14 protein-coding genes are annotated in these 15,966 nt (G+C 65.7%); 4 read left to right on the top strand and 10 right to left on the bottom strand.

The window, feature by feature from the left end; translation table 11 throughout:
* Window positions 1-133: 133 nt before the first annotated feature.
* Window positions 134-874 (bottom strand): Rv1815 family serine proteinase, encoded by a 741-nt coding sequence (locus BB28_RS13690; protein WP_030093525.1) that lies wholly within the window; start codon window positions 872-874, stop codon window positions 134-136.
* A gap of 171 nt (window positions 875-1,045) precedes the next feature.
* On the opposite strand from BB28_RS13690, the gene BB28_RS13695 reads away from it, so the two are divergent.
* Together BB28_RS13695 and BB28_RS13700 are read left to right on the top strand one after the other, a co-directional pair.
* On the top strand, window positions 1,046-1,723 hold the full coding sequence (locus BB28_RS13695) for an LppX_LprAFG lipoprotein (RefSeq protein ID WP_046253886.1): 678 nt from the start codon (window positions 1,046-1,048) through the stop codon (window positions 1,721-1,723).
* Window positions 1,720-3,267: an MFS transporter gene (locus BB28_RS13700; protein ID WP_046253887.1), complete on the top strand. Its 1,548-nt coding sequence runs from the start codon at window positions 1,720-1,722 to the stop codon at window positions 3,265-3,267. Before BB28_RS13695 ends, BB28_RS13700 begins: the two co-directional genes overlap by 4 nt.
* Here the strand turns inward: BB28_RS13700 and ribD are convergent.
* The 4 genes from ribD to fmt are packed head-to-tail and all read right to left on the bottom strand — an operon-like array spanning window position 3,235 to window position 7,297.
* Window positions 3,235-4,257: a bifunctional diaminohydroxyphosphoribosylaminopyrimidine deaminase/5-amino-6-(5-phosphoribosylamino)uracil reductase RibD gene (ribD, locus tag BB28_RS13705; protein WP_046253888.1), complete on the bottom strand. Its 1,023-nt coding sequence runs from the start codon at window positions 4,255-4,257 to the stop codon at window positions 3,235-3,237. The two genes, BB28_RS13700 and ribD, sit on opposite strands and share 33 nt — an antisense overlap.
* 1 nt (window position 4,258) lies before the next feature.
* Complete coding sequence (rpe, locus tag BB28_RS13710; protein ID WP_109550686.1) at window positions 4,259-4,942, bottom strand: ribulose-phosphate 3-epimerase; 684 nt, start codon at window positions 4,940-4,942, stop codon at window positions 4,259-4,261.
* Between the two features lie 22 nt (window positions 4,943-4,964).
* Window positions 4,965-6,368: an RsmB/NOP family class I SAM-dependent RNA methyltransferase gene (locus tag BB28_RS13715; protein ID WP_046253890.1), complete on the bottom strand. Its 1,404-nt coding sequence runs from the start codon at window positions 6,366-6,368 to the stop codon at window positions 4,965-4,967.
* Complete coding sequence (gene fmt, locus BB28_RS13720; protein WP_046253891.1) at window positions 6,365-7,297, bottom strand: methionyl-tRNA formyltransferase; 933 nt, start codon at window positions 7,295-7,297, stop codon at window positions 6,365-6,367. Before fmt ends, BB28_RS13715 begins: the two co-directional genes overlap by 4 nt.
* A 179-nt stretch (window positions 7,298-7,476) precedes the next feature.
* Between fmt and BB28_RS13725 the strand changes: the two genes are divergently transcribed.
* On the top strand, window positions 7,477-8,043 hold the full coding sequence (locus tag BB28_RS13725; protein WP_046255820.1) for a TetR/AcrR family transcriptional regulator: 567 nt from the start codon (window positions 7,477-7,479) through the stop codon (window positions 8,041-8,043).
* A gap of 11 nt (window positions 8,044-8,054) precedes the next feature.
* On the opposite strand, the gene BB28_RS13730 is transcribed toward BB28_RS13725, so the two are convergent.
* A complete protein-coding gene (locus tag BB28_RS13730) occupies window positions 8,055-10,070 on the bottom strand; it encodes a primosomal protein N' (protein WP_046253892.1) in 2,016 nt (671 codons plus the stop codon).
* A gap of 57 nt (window positions 10,071-10,127) precedes the next feature.
* On the opposite strand from BB28_RS13730, the gene BB28_RS13735 reads away from it, so the two are divergent.
* Entirely contained in the window at window positions 10,128-11,066 is a 939-nt protein-coding gene (locus BB28_RS13735; protein WP_046255821.1) for an alpha/beta hydrolase, read from the top strand.
* Here BB28_RS13735 and BB28_RS13740 read toward each other — a convergent pair.
* Genes BB28_RS13740 through BB28_RS13755 form a run of 4 tightly spaced genes read right to left on the bottom strand, consistent with a single transcriptional unit; the run spans window position 11,031 to window position 15,822 of the window.
* Window positions 11,031-12,500 (bottom strand): NCS1 family nucleobase:cation symporter-1, encoded by a 1,470-nt coding sequence (locus BB28_RS13740; protein ID WP_046253893.1) that lies wholly within the window; start codon window positions 12,498-12,500, stop codon window positions 11,031-11,033. The genes BB28_RS13735 and BB28_RS13740 overlap by 36 nt on opposite strands.
* Window positions 12,500-13,516, bottom strand: coding sequence for a TIGR03842 family LLM class F420-dependent oxidoreductase (locus BB28_RS13745; protein WP_046253894.1), 1,017 nt, complete (start codon window positions 13,514-13,516; stop codon window positions 12,500-12,502). The genes BB28_RS13740 and BB28_RS13745 overlap by 1 nt, the downstream gene beginning before the upstream one ends.
* 25 nt (window positions 13,517-13,541) lie before the next feature.
* Window positions 13,542-14,963: a dihydropyrimidinase gene (gene hydA / locus BB28_RS13750; RefSeq protein WP_046253895.1), complete on the bottom strand. Its 1,422-nt coding sequence runs from the start codon at window positions 14,961-14,963 to the stop codon at window positions 13,542-13,544.
* Window positions 14,964-14,973: 10 nt separating this feature from the next.
* Entirely contained in the window at window positions 14,974-15,822 is an 849-nt protein-coding gene (locus tag BB28_RS13755; protein ID WP_046253896.1) for a nitrilase-related carbon-nitrogen hydrolase, read from the bottom strand.
* Between the last annotated feature and the right edge of the window lie 144 nt (window positions 15,823-15,966).

Raw genomic sequence — 15,966 nt, forward strand, 5'->3', positions numbered from 1 at the left:
TGTGATCACAATGGTTGACATTGTGGAATTTCTGAAGGCTCAGCAAATTTAATAATGGCCCCAGAACGGCGCCACAGTACCAGAATAGAAAACGCAATGCGCCCTGTACGAACGCGAAATGAGCCGGCGAAGCCTAGGCCGCGGCGGGCACCGCGTCGACCGGCGGCGGGGTGGGCATGGCAGGCAGCGGTGGACCGCCGTTACCCGGCCCGGCAGCCGGGATCTGCGCCACCAACTGCGACTGCATCTGTGCGGATATCGCCGACCAGGACATGGCCGCGGGCTTTCCACCCCACCGCAGCGAGTAGATGCCGACCAGCAATGCCTGGCCGGGCTGGGTGATGGTGTACACCGGACCACCCGAATCACCATGTTGCCCACCGACATCCGTCATGGTGAACCAGCCGTTGTTGATCGCATCGACCTTGCCGCACGTCTCGCCCGACACCGAGCCCATCAGGCACACCGGGAGCCCGGGTTCGGGGCCCGCGTTCTGGGTCATGCGCAGCGCAACCCCGTTGGGCAGGTTGCTGCTCAGCTCGACCCCGGGCGCGAACGTGATGCCCTCATAGTCCGAGACGACGTCGCCGGGGCCGATCGCTCCGCCTGTTGGCAGGTTCCGGCTCATCAGCAGCACCTCGCCGACACGGTTCCCTCCCAGATCGGTGACCGCTCCGGTGGCGTTGCAATGTCCCGCCGTCAGACCGATTCGCGATATCGGATCGACATAGCCGAGCGTGCAACGGCTATCCCCCTGGACAATCGACATGCCCGGGAAAGCGACAATCTTGGGCGGAGTTTCCGAGGCTGGATCGGCGAATGAAAGCGCAGGTGAAGCAACGAGAATGCCGGCGGCAGCGGCGACCGTGGACATGCCACATGCCAGTGCTCTGCTCACGTTTTTCACCACAACCAGCCCTCGGTTGACAATCCCGCCCTGCAAATGAGCAGGGCGTCGGATTGCTGGGGTGTCAATTTCATCGCCAGCAACATCGTCGTGTCGCGAGCCTCCCAGTGGTCGCGGTCAGCCTCTACGATCGGTCCCATGCGCAACCGCATCCGACTCGCCCTTATCCCCGTAGCCGTCGCCGCCATCGCCCTGGCCGGCTGCTCCAAGACCGAGAAGGCCGATCCCAGCCTGCCCGAGGCCGCCACGCTGCTCAGCGAATCGGCGGCCACCACCAAGACCCAGACCAGCACGCACATCGTGCTCAAGGTCACCGGCGACAAGCCGACCCTCAAGCTGTCGGACCTGACCGGCGATCTGACCACCACACCCGCCGTGGCCGCCAAGGGCACCGCCAAGACCGGGGGGCTGGAACTGCCGTTCGTCGTGGTCGACGGCGAGCTGTTCGCGCAGCTCGGCAGCGCGTACTCCAGCATGGGACCGGTCAAGGACATCTACGACATCGGGCTGATTCTCGACCCCAACAAGGGGCTGGCCAACCTGCTGGCCAACATCACCGATGCCAAGTCCCAAAAGGTCGAGACCGTCGACGGTGTCGATTCGGTTCTCGTGACCGGAACGATGAACAAGGACGCCTTGAACACCTTCACCGGCGGCACCACGCTCACCGCCGACATTCCGGCCAAGGCGTGGATCCAGAAGGACGACAAGCACCTGCTGACCAAGATCAGCGTCGACACCTCGCCGGGTAACACCATCGAGATGTCGTTGTCCGACTGGGGCAAGCCGGTCACGGTCGACAAGCCCGCCCTGTGACGCACACAGCGACGGAGGAGCCCGGTACCTCCCTACCCCTGCGGCATCGCAGCATCGCCATCGGCGCCGGAAGCCTGGCGGTGCTCCTGGGCGCCCTGGACACCTACGTCGTAGTCAGTGTCTTCACCGACATCATGACTACCGTCGGCATCGCGCTGAACAACATCCAGCAGGTCACTCCGATCGTCACGGGTTACCTACTCGGATATATCGCCGCAATGCCGCTGCTGGGACAGGCCTCCGACCGATTCGGCCGTCGTCTCATCCTGCAGCTGGCGCTGGCGGGCTTCGCGATCGGTTCGGTCGTCACGGCGCTGTCTACCGACCTGACGATGCTGGTCACGGGCCGCATCATTCAGGGTGTGGCCAGTGGCGCGCTGCTTCCAGTCACGCTGGCTCTGGGCGCCGATCTGTGGGCGCAACGCAATCGCGCGACCGTTCTCGGCGGTATCGGTGCCGCCCAGGAACTGGGCAGCGTGCTCGGCCCCCTGTACGGCGTGCTGTGTGTATGGCTGTTCGGCCACTGGACCGCCATCTTCTGGGTCAACGTGCCGTTGGCGATCATCGCCATCGTGTTGGTCCAGTTCAGCGTGCCCGCACACCAGCACGACCCGAATCGGCCGAAGGTGGACGTCGTCGGGGGCGCACTGCTGGCCGCCGCATTGGCGCTGCTGGTGGTGGGCTTGTACAGCCCCGATCCGAAAGTCTCGGCACTACCCGAGTGGGCCCTGCCGGTTCTGATCGGATCTGGGGTCGCATTCCTGGCGTTCATCCTCTGGGAATCGCGGGCCAAAACCCGGCTGATCAAGCCAGAAGGCGTGCGGTTCGGCCCGTTCTTCGCGGCGTTGGCCGCGTCCCTGGCCGCCGGTGCGGCGTTGATGGTGACACTGGTCAACATCGAGCTGCTCGGGCAGGGAGTGCTGCAGATGAACAAGGCCGACGCGGTCTTCCTGTTGTCCCGCTTCCTTGTCGCACTGCCGATCGGGGCGGTGATCGGTGGCTGGCTCGCGACCCGATTCGGCGATCGGATCATCGCCGTCGTCGGCCTGCTCATCGCCGCGTTCGGGTACTACCTGATCTCCGGTTGGCCGGTAGATGTGTTGGATGCCGTGCACAACTTCGGGCTCTTCACGCTGCCCCGGCTCGACACCGACCTGGTGGTCGCCGGTGTGGGTCTGGGCCTGGTGATCGGACCGCTGTCATCCGCGGCTCTCCGCGTTGTGCCCGCCGCTCAGCACGGCATCGCCTCGGCCCTCGTGGTGGTGGCTCGAATGACGGGCATGCTCATCGGCATGGCTGCCCTCGGCGGTTGGGGTATTCACCGCTTCTACCAGAACTTCGATGCGCTGGCCGCCAAGGAACCCAAGCCGACCGGAAAGCCGAATTTCATGGAGCTACAAATGCGGCTCCTGAACCGCAGCATCACCGCCTACAGCGAGATGTACAGCGAGATGTTCGCGATCACGGCAATCGTCTGTGTGATCGGCGCGGTGATCGCGCTGTTCATCGGTTCACACCGCAAGGCGGGGAACGAGGCTCAGTAGCACGTCGGGTCCCATGCGTTCGATCTGGTCGTACTCCCAGTGCAGCGCGCGTGACAGGGTGGTGACGCCCACGTCCTCCACGGCGGGGACGTTGCCACCCAACAGCATTGGGGCGAGGTAGGCCAGGATTCGGTCCACCAGACCGGCACGCAGGAAGGCCCCGGCCAACGTCGGTCCACCCTCCAGGAAGACGTCGGTTCGGTCCGCCAGCGCCGCAAGCACCTCGGCCGGGTCGTGGGTGCGGATCACCATGGTGTGCGAGTCGTCGTTCAATACTTTTGCATCCGAGGAGACCTCGCGCATGCCGATGACGACGCGCAGCGGCTGGTGGGGAAACAACACGTTCTCGGGCGTGCGCGCAGTGAGCTGTGGATCGTCGGCGAAGACGGTGCCAGTACCCACGAGAACGGCATCGGCGAACGCGCGGCGCCGGTGCACGTCGGCGCGGGACTGCTCGCTGGTGATCCACTGACTGGTGCCGTCATTGGCGGCGCTGCGCCCGTCGACACTGGCGCCGTACTTCCAGGTGACATGGGGACGCCCGGTACGTTGTTTGTACAACCATTCGCGCAGCGTTCCTGCCGAGACCAGCTCTGTGCCCACGCCATCGATGACGTCGATACCCAGCGCATGCAAGCGCTCCGCTCCCCCGGCCGCCTGTGGATTTGGATCGGCGACGGCGTAGACGACACGTGAAATACCCGCAGCGGCAAGCGCATCCACGCAGGGGCCGGTTCTTCCCTGGTGATTGCACGGCTCCAGGGTCACGACGGCGGTACCGCCTGCCGCTGCGTCACCGGCCTGGCGCAGCGCCACCACCTCGGCATGTTCCTGTCCGGGCGGGCGGGTACCACCGACCCCGGCAACCACCCCCGCCGCATCCAGGATCACCGCACCGACGGGCGGGTTTGGATAGGTACTGCCCTTGACTTCCTCGGCGGCCCGGATCGCCAGATCCATGGCGGCGTCGAGGCCAATCGGTTTGGTCATATCAGCGGGCCAAATGTGCTGCCGCCCTGGCGGCTTGCTCACGCAAAGCCCGCACCGCCGCTTGGGGGTCTTGCGCCCCGTAAACGGCCGAACCAGCCACGAAACAGTCGACGCCGGCCTCGGCGGCCTGCTCGATGGTGTCGGCATTGATGCCGCCGTCAATCTCCACGAGCACCGTCAGCTCGCCGGAGTCGACGAGCTTACGCACCGCGCGCACCTTGTCGAGCACGCCCGCGATAAAGGATTGTCCGCCGAATCCCGGCTCCACCGACATCACCAGCAGCGTGTCAAAGTCCTTGAGCACCTCCAGATATGGATCCAGAGGTGTACCTGGCTTGATGCTGAGACCGGCCTTGGCGCCCGCCGCCCGAATGTCACGGGCGACGGCGACGGGATTGTCTGTGGCCTCGGCGTGAAAGGTCACATTGTGCGCCCCCGCCTCGGCGTATCCGGGCGCCCACCGGTCAGGATTGTCAATCATCAGATGGCAGTCGATTGGGATATCGGTTGCCGCCAGCAGGCTGTCGACGACTGGGAGACCCAGTGTCAGATTGGGGACGAAGTGCCCATCCATGACGTCCACATGGAGCCAGTCGGCACCTTCCACTGCCGCCATCTCATCGGCGAGACGTGCGAAATCGGCGGACAGGATCGACGGGGCGATCATGGGAGCGCGGTGAGACATGCCGTTCAGCTTATGTGCCGGATCATGCGTGTTTACGCAGGAGGGCGGTGAACATGGCATCGGTGCCGTGCCGGTGCGGCCACAACTGCACCGCATCGGTATCGCCGAGTCTGTCCACACCGGGGAACACCGCACGGGCGTCCTCGGCCGTCACCGGGTGGCGGCGCACCGCATCGGAGACCACACCCACCGTTTCGGCCAGGTGCGGCGAACAGGTGCTGTACACGACGATGCCGCCCGGTCGGGTCAATTCGATGGCACTGGAAAGCAATTCGCGTTGCAACTTGACCAGCGCCGGGATATCGCCCGGTTGACGGCGCCAGCGGGCTTCCGGGCGGCGGCGCAACGCGCCCAGTCCCGTGCACGGGGCGTCGACCAGCACGCGGTCGAAGGACCCGGGCACCAAACCGCTTTCGCGCCCGTCCGTCGTGAGCACCGTCACCGGCAGGGATTTCGTGGCTGCGGCCACCAACTCGGCACGATGGGCAGCGACCTCGATCGCCGTGACGTGCGCTCCACGCTCTGCCGCCAGTGCGCCCAGCAGCGCGGTCTTGCCGCCAGGGCCCGCGCACAGGTCAAGCCATTGCTCGTCGGTTCCGTCCAGCGACGCCAACGCGGTCGCGCGCGCGACCAGCTGACTGCCTTCGTCCTGCACCTGCGCCAGGCCGTCGCGGACCGAGTCGACCCGACCCGGATTTCCGCCGGGCAGGTACACGGCATAGGGCGAGTATCGGCCGACGGTGCCGCCCACCTCGTCGGCCAGCGTGACCGCGTCGATGTGCCCGGGACGTGCGGCGAGGTGAACCACGGGACGCTCATCATCGCTGGCGAGCACATCGGCAAGCTCGCCTGCCGCAGGGCCAAGTGCATCGGAGAACGCCTGAGCGATCCATCGTGGGTGGGCGGTCGCGAAGGCGAGTCGGCCTATCCTGTCCGATTCCGGTGGGGCCAGTTCATCGACCCATTCCTGCTCGCCGCGGCGCGAGATCGTCCGCAGCACCGCATTCACGAAACCGGCTCTGCCCTGGTCGAATTCGACGGCCACGGCATCCACCGTGGTGGACAGTGCCGCGTGTGGTTCCACGCGGGTGCGCAGTAGCTGGTAGGCCCCCAGCCGCAAGGGATCACGCAGCCCCTCGTCAACCTGGTCGATCGTGCGGCCCGCGGCCGACGCGATGACCGCATCGAGAAGACCACGGGCCCTGGACGTTCCATAGGTGAGTTCGGTAGCGAAGGCGGCGTCGCGCCCGGTGATGCCACGTTCACGCAGCAGCGCGGGCAGGGCCAGATTGGCATACGCATCCTGGCGCGATACCGCGCGTAGTACGTCGAGCGCGGCCTGACGTGCCGGATCAAGCTTCTGGCGTGCACGCTCTTTCGGGCGCGCATCCTGGTTGGGCCGTCGGCGTGGCGGGCGGGTAGTCACAGTGCGCGCACCTCCGCGTCCAGCCGGGCGCCGCGCGCCCAATCGACGGCGTTCATCAGCTTCTTACCTTGGGGTTGCACCTCGTCGAGCGCGATCGGTGCGGTGCCGGTGCCCACCAGCACGTCACGCTTGCGGACCGCGAAGGCTCCGGGTGGTAGTTCCTCGGCGTGCACATCCACATCTATTCTCACCGGTCCAACCTTGATACGAATGTCCCCGATGGTGGTCCAGGCACCGGGTTCGGGTGTCATGGCGCGGATGTGGCGATCTATCGCGTGGGCAGGAAGCTCCCATCGGATGCGTGCCTGCTCCACCGTGATCTTCGGTGCGACGCTCACTCCGTCGGCCGGCTGCGGCACGGCCACCAGTGCCCCGTCTTCGATCCCGTCCATTGTCGATTCCAGAAGCCCCGCACCGGATTCGGCGAGCCGACCCAGCAGCGCACCGGCAGTATCACCGGCGGTGATCCGTTCGGTGACCACTCCATAGACGGGCCCGCTATCCAGCGCGGGCTCGATGAGAAATGTCGTGGCACCTGTTATCTCATCCCCGGCCGCGATGGATGCCTGCACGGGTGCGGCACCGCGCCACGCGGGCAACAGCGAGAAATGCAGGTTCACCCAGCCGTGAGTAGGCACGGCGAGCAGTTCGGGCTTCAGCAGGGCGCCGTAGGCAACCACCGCGCAGCAGTCCGGAGCGAGTTCGGTGAGCTCACTGACGAATTCCTCGTCGTTGGGCCGCGACGGTGTGAGTACAGGCAGCCCATGCTCACGGGCCAGCTCGGCCACCGGCGACGCGGCCGCGGCCCGTCCCCTGCCCGCACGGGCGTCGGGCCGCGTCAGTACCGCGACCACCTCGTGACGGGAGGCCAGCAGCCTTCGCAGAGACGGCAACGCCGGGGCCGGAGTACCGGCGAACACTATGCGCACCGAGCCAGTCTAGGAAGGATGCACCGTCCACATCGAATCCCAGGCGCGTCGGCCACCCCCAGAACCGTGCACATGGTTCGCCGAGCAGAGCGACACTAAGTCTGGATACATCCGATACCATGATTTCGATGGCTACCAGAGGACGAGGCCGGCCGAGTGGCGCTCCGTATGATCGCAAACTGCGAGCAGAAGAACTACTTGACGCCGCGGAGCGCGCGATTCGTAACACGGGAGGCACCGTCTCCATCGCCGAGGTTGCCCGGGAGGCCGGATTCGCCCGGTCCGCCTGCTATGCAATCTTTCCCACCAAGGCGGACATGCTGCGGGCGTTGAGTCGCCGGCACGCCGATCGGCTGATCTCCGGTTCGTGGCGAGACAGCATGGTCGGCGATATACGCGACCAGACCCGGGCATTTGCCGACATCGTCATCGACTGGATCACCGCGGAACCGGAGCTGTACATCGCGCTCGATCGCGACCTCACCGCGCAGGAGCGGCTCGATCACGGAGTGTTCGACCTCATCGCGCAGGTCACCGAGGAACATTTGCAGGCCGAGTTCCCCGGCGATCACATGCGACAGCTGGCGCCGATCTGGTCGCGGCTCGCGGTGGGCGGTGTGCTCATGACGATCAACTGGTGGAGCGCCTCGCGGACTCTTAGTCGGGACGATCTCATCGGCTATATCGTCGAGACCTTCGCCCAGGGCATCAGCGCCGGCCCCGCGCTCGTCGCCGCTAACACCTGAGGTTCGCCCGATTAGCCCACATGCAGCGGGTCGATCTGCACTCTGACAGGTTCCGCGTCGCGCCGGGCGCTCAGCGTTGCCACTCCACGGCGCAAAGCCGCGGCCATCTCCAACCCGGCTGCGCGCGGCACGCGTACGAGCATGCGCACCACTTCGACACCATCGGATATCCCGGCCGGCCGGCGCGCTCCCACCGGAAGATCAACCGGTCCCAACAGTTCGGCGCCGTCGGGCAGTTCCGCGGTGTCAACCAGGGCAGCCACCGCTGCGGCGGGCCCATCGATGGCCGCGATGTGCGCCTGCGGCGGTAGCCCAACCTCTGCGCGCGCGGCCAATTCGCCGGCGGCATGCCCCACCGGGTCCCACCGGATGAGTGCCTGCACCGTGGGCAGTGTGGAGTCCGCGACCACGACCACGGCGCCACCTTCTTCGTGTCCGCGCACCAACGCCGCGGCTGCCATCCACTTCCGCAACGTGTCTTCCGCGGCACGTAGGTCCTGGCGCCCCAGCAGGGCCCATGCGTCCAAGAGCAACGCCGCGCCATAACCGTTGGGTGTCATGGGCTCTGCCCCCGGCGTGCACACCACCAGGCTCGGCGGTCCGGTGACCGTGGTGTGTACCTCGCCGCCACCGGAGGTCACCACCGGAAACCCTGGCAGTGCCCTGCCCAGTTCCTCGGCCGTTCTGCGGGCACCCACCACCACGGCCCGAACCGCACTGGAGCCGCAGCGGACGCAATGCAGGTCAGCATCTACGCGTCCGCACCATCGGCAGCTGGGGCTGACATTGTTGGAGGGGCCGCCTGGCCCTTCCAAAGCCAGAGGGCCGGTGCAGTGACGACACCGCGCGACAGTGCGGCACCGTGTGCAGGCCAACGCCGGAACGTAGCCACGTCGGGGCACCTGCACGAGCACCGAGTGCCCGCGCTTCAACGCATCGCGCGCGGCCGTCAGCGCCACCATGGGAAGCCGCGCCGAACGGGCCGCCGGATCGCGTTCCTGCGCGTACCCGCTGTCGTCGAGAGCACTGATCCGCGCGCAGGCCCTGCGCACCACAGGACGGGCCGCCACCAGGTCGTGTGCCCAGCGGCTCTCCACCAGTGCCTGCGATTCAGCGGTGCGCGCGTACCCACCGATCACCGCCGCGCATCGCAGCTGATGTGCGCGCAGCATGGCCACCTCGCGGGCGTGCGGATAGGGCGAACGGGGTTCGGCGAGATTGTCGTCGCCGTCGTCCCACACCATCACCAGACCCAAATTGGCCACCGGGGCGAACACCGCGGCTCTGGTACCGATCACCACGGTCGCATCTCCACGCAGTACCGCCAGCCAGCGCCGATACCGCTCCGCAGGTCCGAGTTCCGCCGAAAGCGCGATAACACGCGGTGCCCCAATATGTTTCACACACTCGGCGGACAACGCATCGATATCGCGCTGATCCGGGACGACTGCCAGCACTCCCCTGCCGGTGCCGGATGCGGCCACCGCCGCCTCGGCGAGGCGAGTACACCAGGCCTCACCGGGCAGCGCCTGCCACACCGCGCGTGCGGCGCGGCCCTGCGACAGTGCCTCGAGAAAACGCTCGCCACGCTGGTAACGAGCCCAGCGCGAGCCGTCGACCGCTGGGGGCTCGAAGTCATCGGCGGCCGCCGGGCGAGTTTCCTTCTCCGCCCGCGCATGGCGTGGCGGCAGGGCGAGTCGCAACACGTCGGCGCGGGTTCCCGCATATCGGGCCGCCACCGCGTCAACGAGCCTGCGCACATCCGGCGTCAGCACCCGCGTCGGTGATACGACGCGGTCCAGCCACCCGAGCTTGCCCGCGTGATCGCTTTCGGAACGGCGTTCCAGCAGGATCGCGTCGACCAGCCGGCCATGGAACCGCACCCGCACCCGCACTCCGGGCTGGGCGTCGTCGGATTGCTCCGCGGACACCAAATAGTCGAACTCACGATCGAGATGCGGCACGGTGAGCAGCGGCAGGACCCGAGCAACCGGCTCGTGCTCGGCCACCACCCGCGTCGCAGTCACCTGGTGGTTCTAGCAGACGCCCCCGACTCGCAGGTCAGCACCCGTTACAGTGACGGCATGACCGCCACCGAAACCGGCATCGACCCGATCATCCTCAAGATCCTGGAAGCTGTTCCGATTCAGCTCGTTTCGCCGGACGGGCCGCAGGCTTCCCGGGACGCGTATCGCGCGATCGCCACGGCGCGCCCGCCGTGGATCGAGGTGGCCAAGGTAGAGGACCGCACCATCCCGGGCCCCGCGGGTGAGATACCGGTACGTATCTACTCTCCGTCCGCGGACGGAGTGCACCCGGTGTTTGTGCTGATCCATGGGGGTGGCTGGGTGATCGGCGACCTCGATACCCACGACGCGGTCGGCCGCGCCGCGGCCGTGCAGGCCGACGCCGTGGTGGTGTCGGTGGACTATCGACTGGCACCGGAGCATCCCTACCCGGCGGCGGTCGAAGACTGCTGGGCCGCGCTGCAATGGGTACACCAACACGCCGCAGAGATCGGCGGGGATCCGGATCGTCTTGCTGTGGGCGGCGATTCCGCCGGTGGAAACCTGTCCGCGGTGCTGGCTCAGCTGGCCCGCGATAACGGCATTCCGCTGGCCTTCCAGGTGCTGTGGTACCCGGCCACCACCTTCGACGTGACGCTGCCGTCGATGATCGAGAATGCCGAGGCACCCGTCCTGGACACGAAGGCGGTCGCGGGATTGAGCAAGTGGTATCTCGGGGACACCAATCCGGCCACCGCGGGTCCGACGCTGGTCCCGGCACGCGCAGAGAGCTTCGAGGGGTTGGCCCCGGCGTTCATCGGGACCGCGCAGTTCGATCCCCTGCGCGATGACGGCGCCACGTACGCCGAGCTGCTCAGCGGGGCCGGCGTGCCGGTGGAGCTGCACAACGCCCCCACCCTGATCCACGGCTACCTGGGCTACGCCGATATCGTGCCCGCCGCTACCGAAGAGCGCGACCGTTCACTGGCCGCCCTCAGGAGGGCGTTGCACGGCTAGCCGGCCCGCTCCCCGGCTCAACGCGTACATCAGCGCGCCCCCCAACAGCGCTCCGGCCGGCCACGAAAGTGCCGTCAGGCTCTGTGCCGACGGAGCGAGCGCGATGGCGACCGCCACCGCACCGGAAACACTCAGTGCGATCAGCGCCGCGGGATTGAACCCGCGGGTGTAGTAATAGGTGCCCTCGGTGGACTCGGAGTACAGGTCGGCGGTGTTCGTACGCTGGCGACGCAGCAGGTAGTAGTCCACCACGAGAATTCCGAACACCGGACCCATGAGCGCGCCGACCCCGCCGAGGAAGTACACGATGGCGGCCTCGTTCCCCCAGATCTTCCAGGGAAGCACCACGACCGACAGGACCGCGGTGATGATGCCCCCGGTACGAAACGAAATGTATTTCGGTGCGACATTGGAGATGTCGTAGGACGGGGACACGAAGTTGAGCACCACGTTGATGCCGACGGTGGCGATGGCGAAGAGAATCGCCGCGACCACCACGATGGCGTCGGAGTCGATATCGGCGACCAACTCCACGGGGTCAGTCATCGCACTGCCGTACTTCTTCAGCGCGGCAAGCGATATGACGATCGAGATCACCACGAAGGCAGTTTCGTTGAGCGGGATCCCCAGTGCGTTTCCCCGCAGGATCGCCCGCCTGCTCGGGGCAAAGCGTGCGAAGTCCGCGTAATTGACCAGGGGGCCTGCCATGAACGCGACCATCAGGAATGCGACGCCGGCGAAGGCCAGCACCGTGGGCCCCGGTGCCAGCGGCGGGCCCACGCGCGCACCGAAGTCAATGCTCCAGCCCACACTGGCAAGCATCCATATCGCCAGCGCGATCATCCCGATCCAGACGGCCGGCCCCGCCACATCGGATGCCTTCCGAACGATCTCCATGCCGTAGTTGAGGATCACCAGCTGCACGGTCCACAGCGTCAGGAACGCGGCCCATCCCAATGCGTGTAAACCCAGGAACGTCGGCTCGGTCCAGGACCGTAGCCCGGGATCCAGCCGCAACAGCAGCACGATGACCGCCGTGGATGCCAGATAGGTCTGGATTCCGTACCAGAAGATGGCTACCAGTCCCCGTAGCAGTGCCGGCACGTTGGCGCCGAAGACTCCGAAGGTGGCGCGCGCGAAAACCGGGAAGGGCACCCCCAGCCGTTGGCCGGCGATCCCGATCAGGTTGCTTCCGCCCCAGAGCACCAGTACCCCGGTGAACAGCGCAAGCATGGTCTGCCAGCCTGTCAGCCCCAGCGCGAGCATGCCCACGGCGAATCCATAGCTGCCAAGACTGTGCGCCGAGGTCATCCAGAGGCAGAAGATGTCCCAGGTGCGCCAGGTGGCCTGCCCGGCCGTCGTGGGCGCCAGGTCTTCGTTACTCAGCCTGCCGGGTGCCAATACCGGCGCGAGCTCTCCCTCTGTTGTGGTCATCAGCTCTTCGCCGTGATGTGTTGGGACAGAGCGGGAATAATCGTCTCTCCGTACACCCGCAGTGTCTCCTCCTTGTTGTCGTGCTGCAGATATCCGGCGAATTGGTCCACCCCCAGCGCCTTGAGCTCCAACAACTTTGCGATGTGATCCGCCGCGGTGCCGAGCACGCAGAAGCGATCGACGATGTCATCGCTCACGAACTCCGCGTGAGTATTCCCGGCCCGGCCGTGCTGGTTGTAGTCGTATCCCTGGCGCCCGCTGATGTAGTCGGTAAGAGACTGTGGCACTTGACCGTTGGATCCATACCTGGCCACGATGTCGGCGACGTGATTGCCCACCATTCCGCCGAACCATCGGCATTGCTCGCGCATATGCGTCCAGTCCGATCCCACATACATGGGTGCGGCCACGCAGATCCGCACGTCCGCCGGGTCACGTCCGGCCGCCGCGGCGGCATCACGCACCGCCCCGATCATCCACCGTGCGATGTCGATATCGGCCAGCTGCAGGATGAACCCGTCGGCTACCTCACCGGTCAGGGCGAGCGCCTTGGGGCCGTATGCCGCGACCCAGACCTGAAGTTCAGATCCTCGACTCCACGGGAATTGCATGGTGGCACCGTGGTATTCGACGGGCCGCGAGTTTGCGAGCTCCCTGATGACGTGGATTGACTCGCGCAGTGTGGTCAACGTCGTGGGCGCGCCGCCAGTCACCCGCACCGCCGAATCGCCACGGCCGATTCCGCATATCGTACGGTTCCCATACAGGTCGTTCAGGGTGGCGTACAGCGACGCGGTGACGGTCCAGTCCCGCGTCGCCGGGTTGGTGACCATGGGGCCCACCACAATCCGCGTGGTTTCATGCAGGATCTGGCTGTAGAGCACGTAGGGCTCCTGCCACAACAGGTGCGAATCGAAGGTCCACAGATGGGTGAAGCCATGCGCCTCTGCGAGTTTCGCCAGCTGTACGGTCCGCGCCGCCGGTGGATCACATTGCAAGACAACCCCGAAGTCCATCGCAGGCCCTCTCTATCGACCGACCTCAGATGAGGTATTGACACAGGTCGCGGCGCACGAAAGCACCGTCCCCCTTACCGCCCAGATACTCGTCGCCGTCGACGATCACCTTCCCGCGGGAGAGCACTGTGTCGACGTGCCCGTCGATCTCATATCCCTCCCACGCCGAGTGGTCCATGTTCATGTGATGGGTCTTGCCCAACCCGATCGAGGTGTGTCCGCGAGGATCGTAGACAACGATGTCCGCGTCGGCACCCGGCGCGACCACTCCCTTGCGGCCATACAGCCCGAACATTCGTGCCGGGGTCGTCGAGGTGATCTCGACCCACCGCTCCAGAGTGATCCGGCCATCTACGACGCCCTGGTACAGCAGATCCATCCGGTGCTCAATCGAGCCAATCCCGTTGGGGATCTTCGAGAAGTCACCCAGGCCCATGTCCTTCTGCCCCTTCATGCAGAACGGACAATGGTCCGTGGAGACCATCTGGATGTCGTTGGTGCGCAGCGCGCGCCACATCTCGTCCTGGTGGTGTTCGCGCTTGGACCGCAGCGGGGTCGAACAAACCCACTTGGCTCCCTCAAACCCGGGCGCACCCAGGTTGTCCTCCAGAGACAGGTACAAATACTGCGGGCAGGTCTCCCCGTACACGTTTTGGCCGGCATCACGTGCGGCGGCCAACTGCGCGACGGCCTGCTTGGCCGAGACGTGTACGACGTATAGGGGCGCACCGGTCAGATTGGACAGCATGATGGCGCGGTGCGTGGCCTCCTCCTCCAGCTGCCAGGCCCGGGCGATGCCGTGGTAGTACGGATCCGTCTTGCCGGCCGCAAGTAATTGAGCCACCAAAACATCTATGGCGGGGCCATTCTCGGCATGCATCATGGTCATCAGCCCGGTGTCTGCGCCCACCTGCATGGCGCGCAATATCTGCGCGTCGTCACTGTAAAAGACCCCCGGATACGCCATGAACATCTTGTAGCTGGTGATGCCCTCGTCAGCCAACCGATGCAGCGCCGCCAACGAGGCATCGTTGACGTCGCCCACAATCTGATGAAAGGAATAGTCCACCGCACACTGACCCGCCGCCATCTCGTGCCAGGTTTGCAGCGAATCTTCAAGCCGCTCACCGTACTTCTGCACGGCGAAATCGATGATGGTGGTGGTGCCGCCCCAGGCCGCGGCACGCGTCCCGGTCTCGAAGTCGTCCGAGGCCGTGGTACCACCGAAGGGCATCGACATATGGGTGTGGGCATCGATGCCACCGGGAATCACGTACTTACCGGCGGCCTCGACCACGATGTCGACGGCGTTGGCCAGATCCACACCGAGCAGCGTGCTGCCGGGCAGTAGGACCGCCGCGATCTTCTCGCCATCAACCAGAACATCTGCGGCACCGCGACCTGTCGCGGTTACCACGGTGCCGCCCCTGATCAGGATCGTAGCCATCGCCGGCCTCCTACGGAGCGACGATCGGGTCGTAGGTGTCCGGTCTGCGATCCCGATAGAACTGCCAGTCCCCCCGCACCTCACGGACCACGGACAGGTCCAGATCCCGAATCACGATCTCTTCGGCACTCTCTGAAGCGATCTCACCGACATAGTTACCGCGCGGGTCGACGAAGTAGGAACTGCCGTAGAACGTCACGGCCTGATCCCCGAATTCGCCGTTCTCGGTTCCTATCCGGTTGTTGGCACCGACGAAGTATTGGTTGGCCGCCGCCGCGGCGGGCTGCTCCAGTTCCCAAAGCCTATTGGACAGTCCAGGTTTGGTGGCTGAAGGGTTGAAGACCAGCTCGGCTCCGGCCAGCCCGTAATTACGCCAGCCCTCCGGGAAATGTCGGTCGTAACAGATGTAGACACCGATCTTTCCCACCGCGGTGTCGAACACCGGGTACCCGAGATTTCCGGGCCGGAAGTAGAACTTCTCCCAAAAACGATCAAGGTGAGGAATGTGATGCTTACGGTATTTTCCCAGGTAGGTGCCGTCGGCGTCGATGACCGCAGCGGTGTTGTAGAGAACTCCCGGACGCTCCTCCTCGTACACCGGTAGCACCATGACCATGTGGTGTTCCCTGGCGAGCGCCGCGAACCGCTCAGTGACCGGACCGGGCACCGACTCGGCGTATTCGTAGTACTTCTTATCCTGCACGATCCCGAAGTAGGGGCCGTAGAAGAGCTCCTGGAAGCAGATCACCTGGGCGCCAGCGGACGCCGCCTCGGCGACAAAACGCTCATGCTTGGCCAGCATCGATTCCTTGTCGCCAGTCCAAGTCGCTTGCGTCAGTGCGGCTCTGATCACCGTCATTGACAGACTCTATGCGCACCTTGCCCGGCGCGCGCGCCAATCCGCACAACACCGGCACGCACCCCGGCGGTTGGCCGCTCGCGCCGGGCAAGGTGCACGCGTGGTAGAACACGTTACAGTTTTGCGGCACACATCCGGGCGATG

It is taken from the genome of Mycobacteroides chelonae CCUG 47445, assembly GCF_001632805.1.
Lineage (GTDB): Bacteria > Actinomycetota > Actinomycetes > Mycobacteriales > Mycobacteriaceae > Mycobacterium > Mycobacterium chelonae.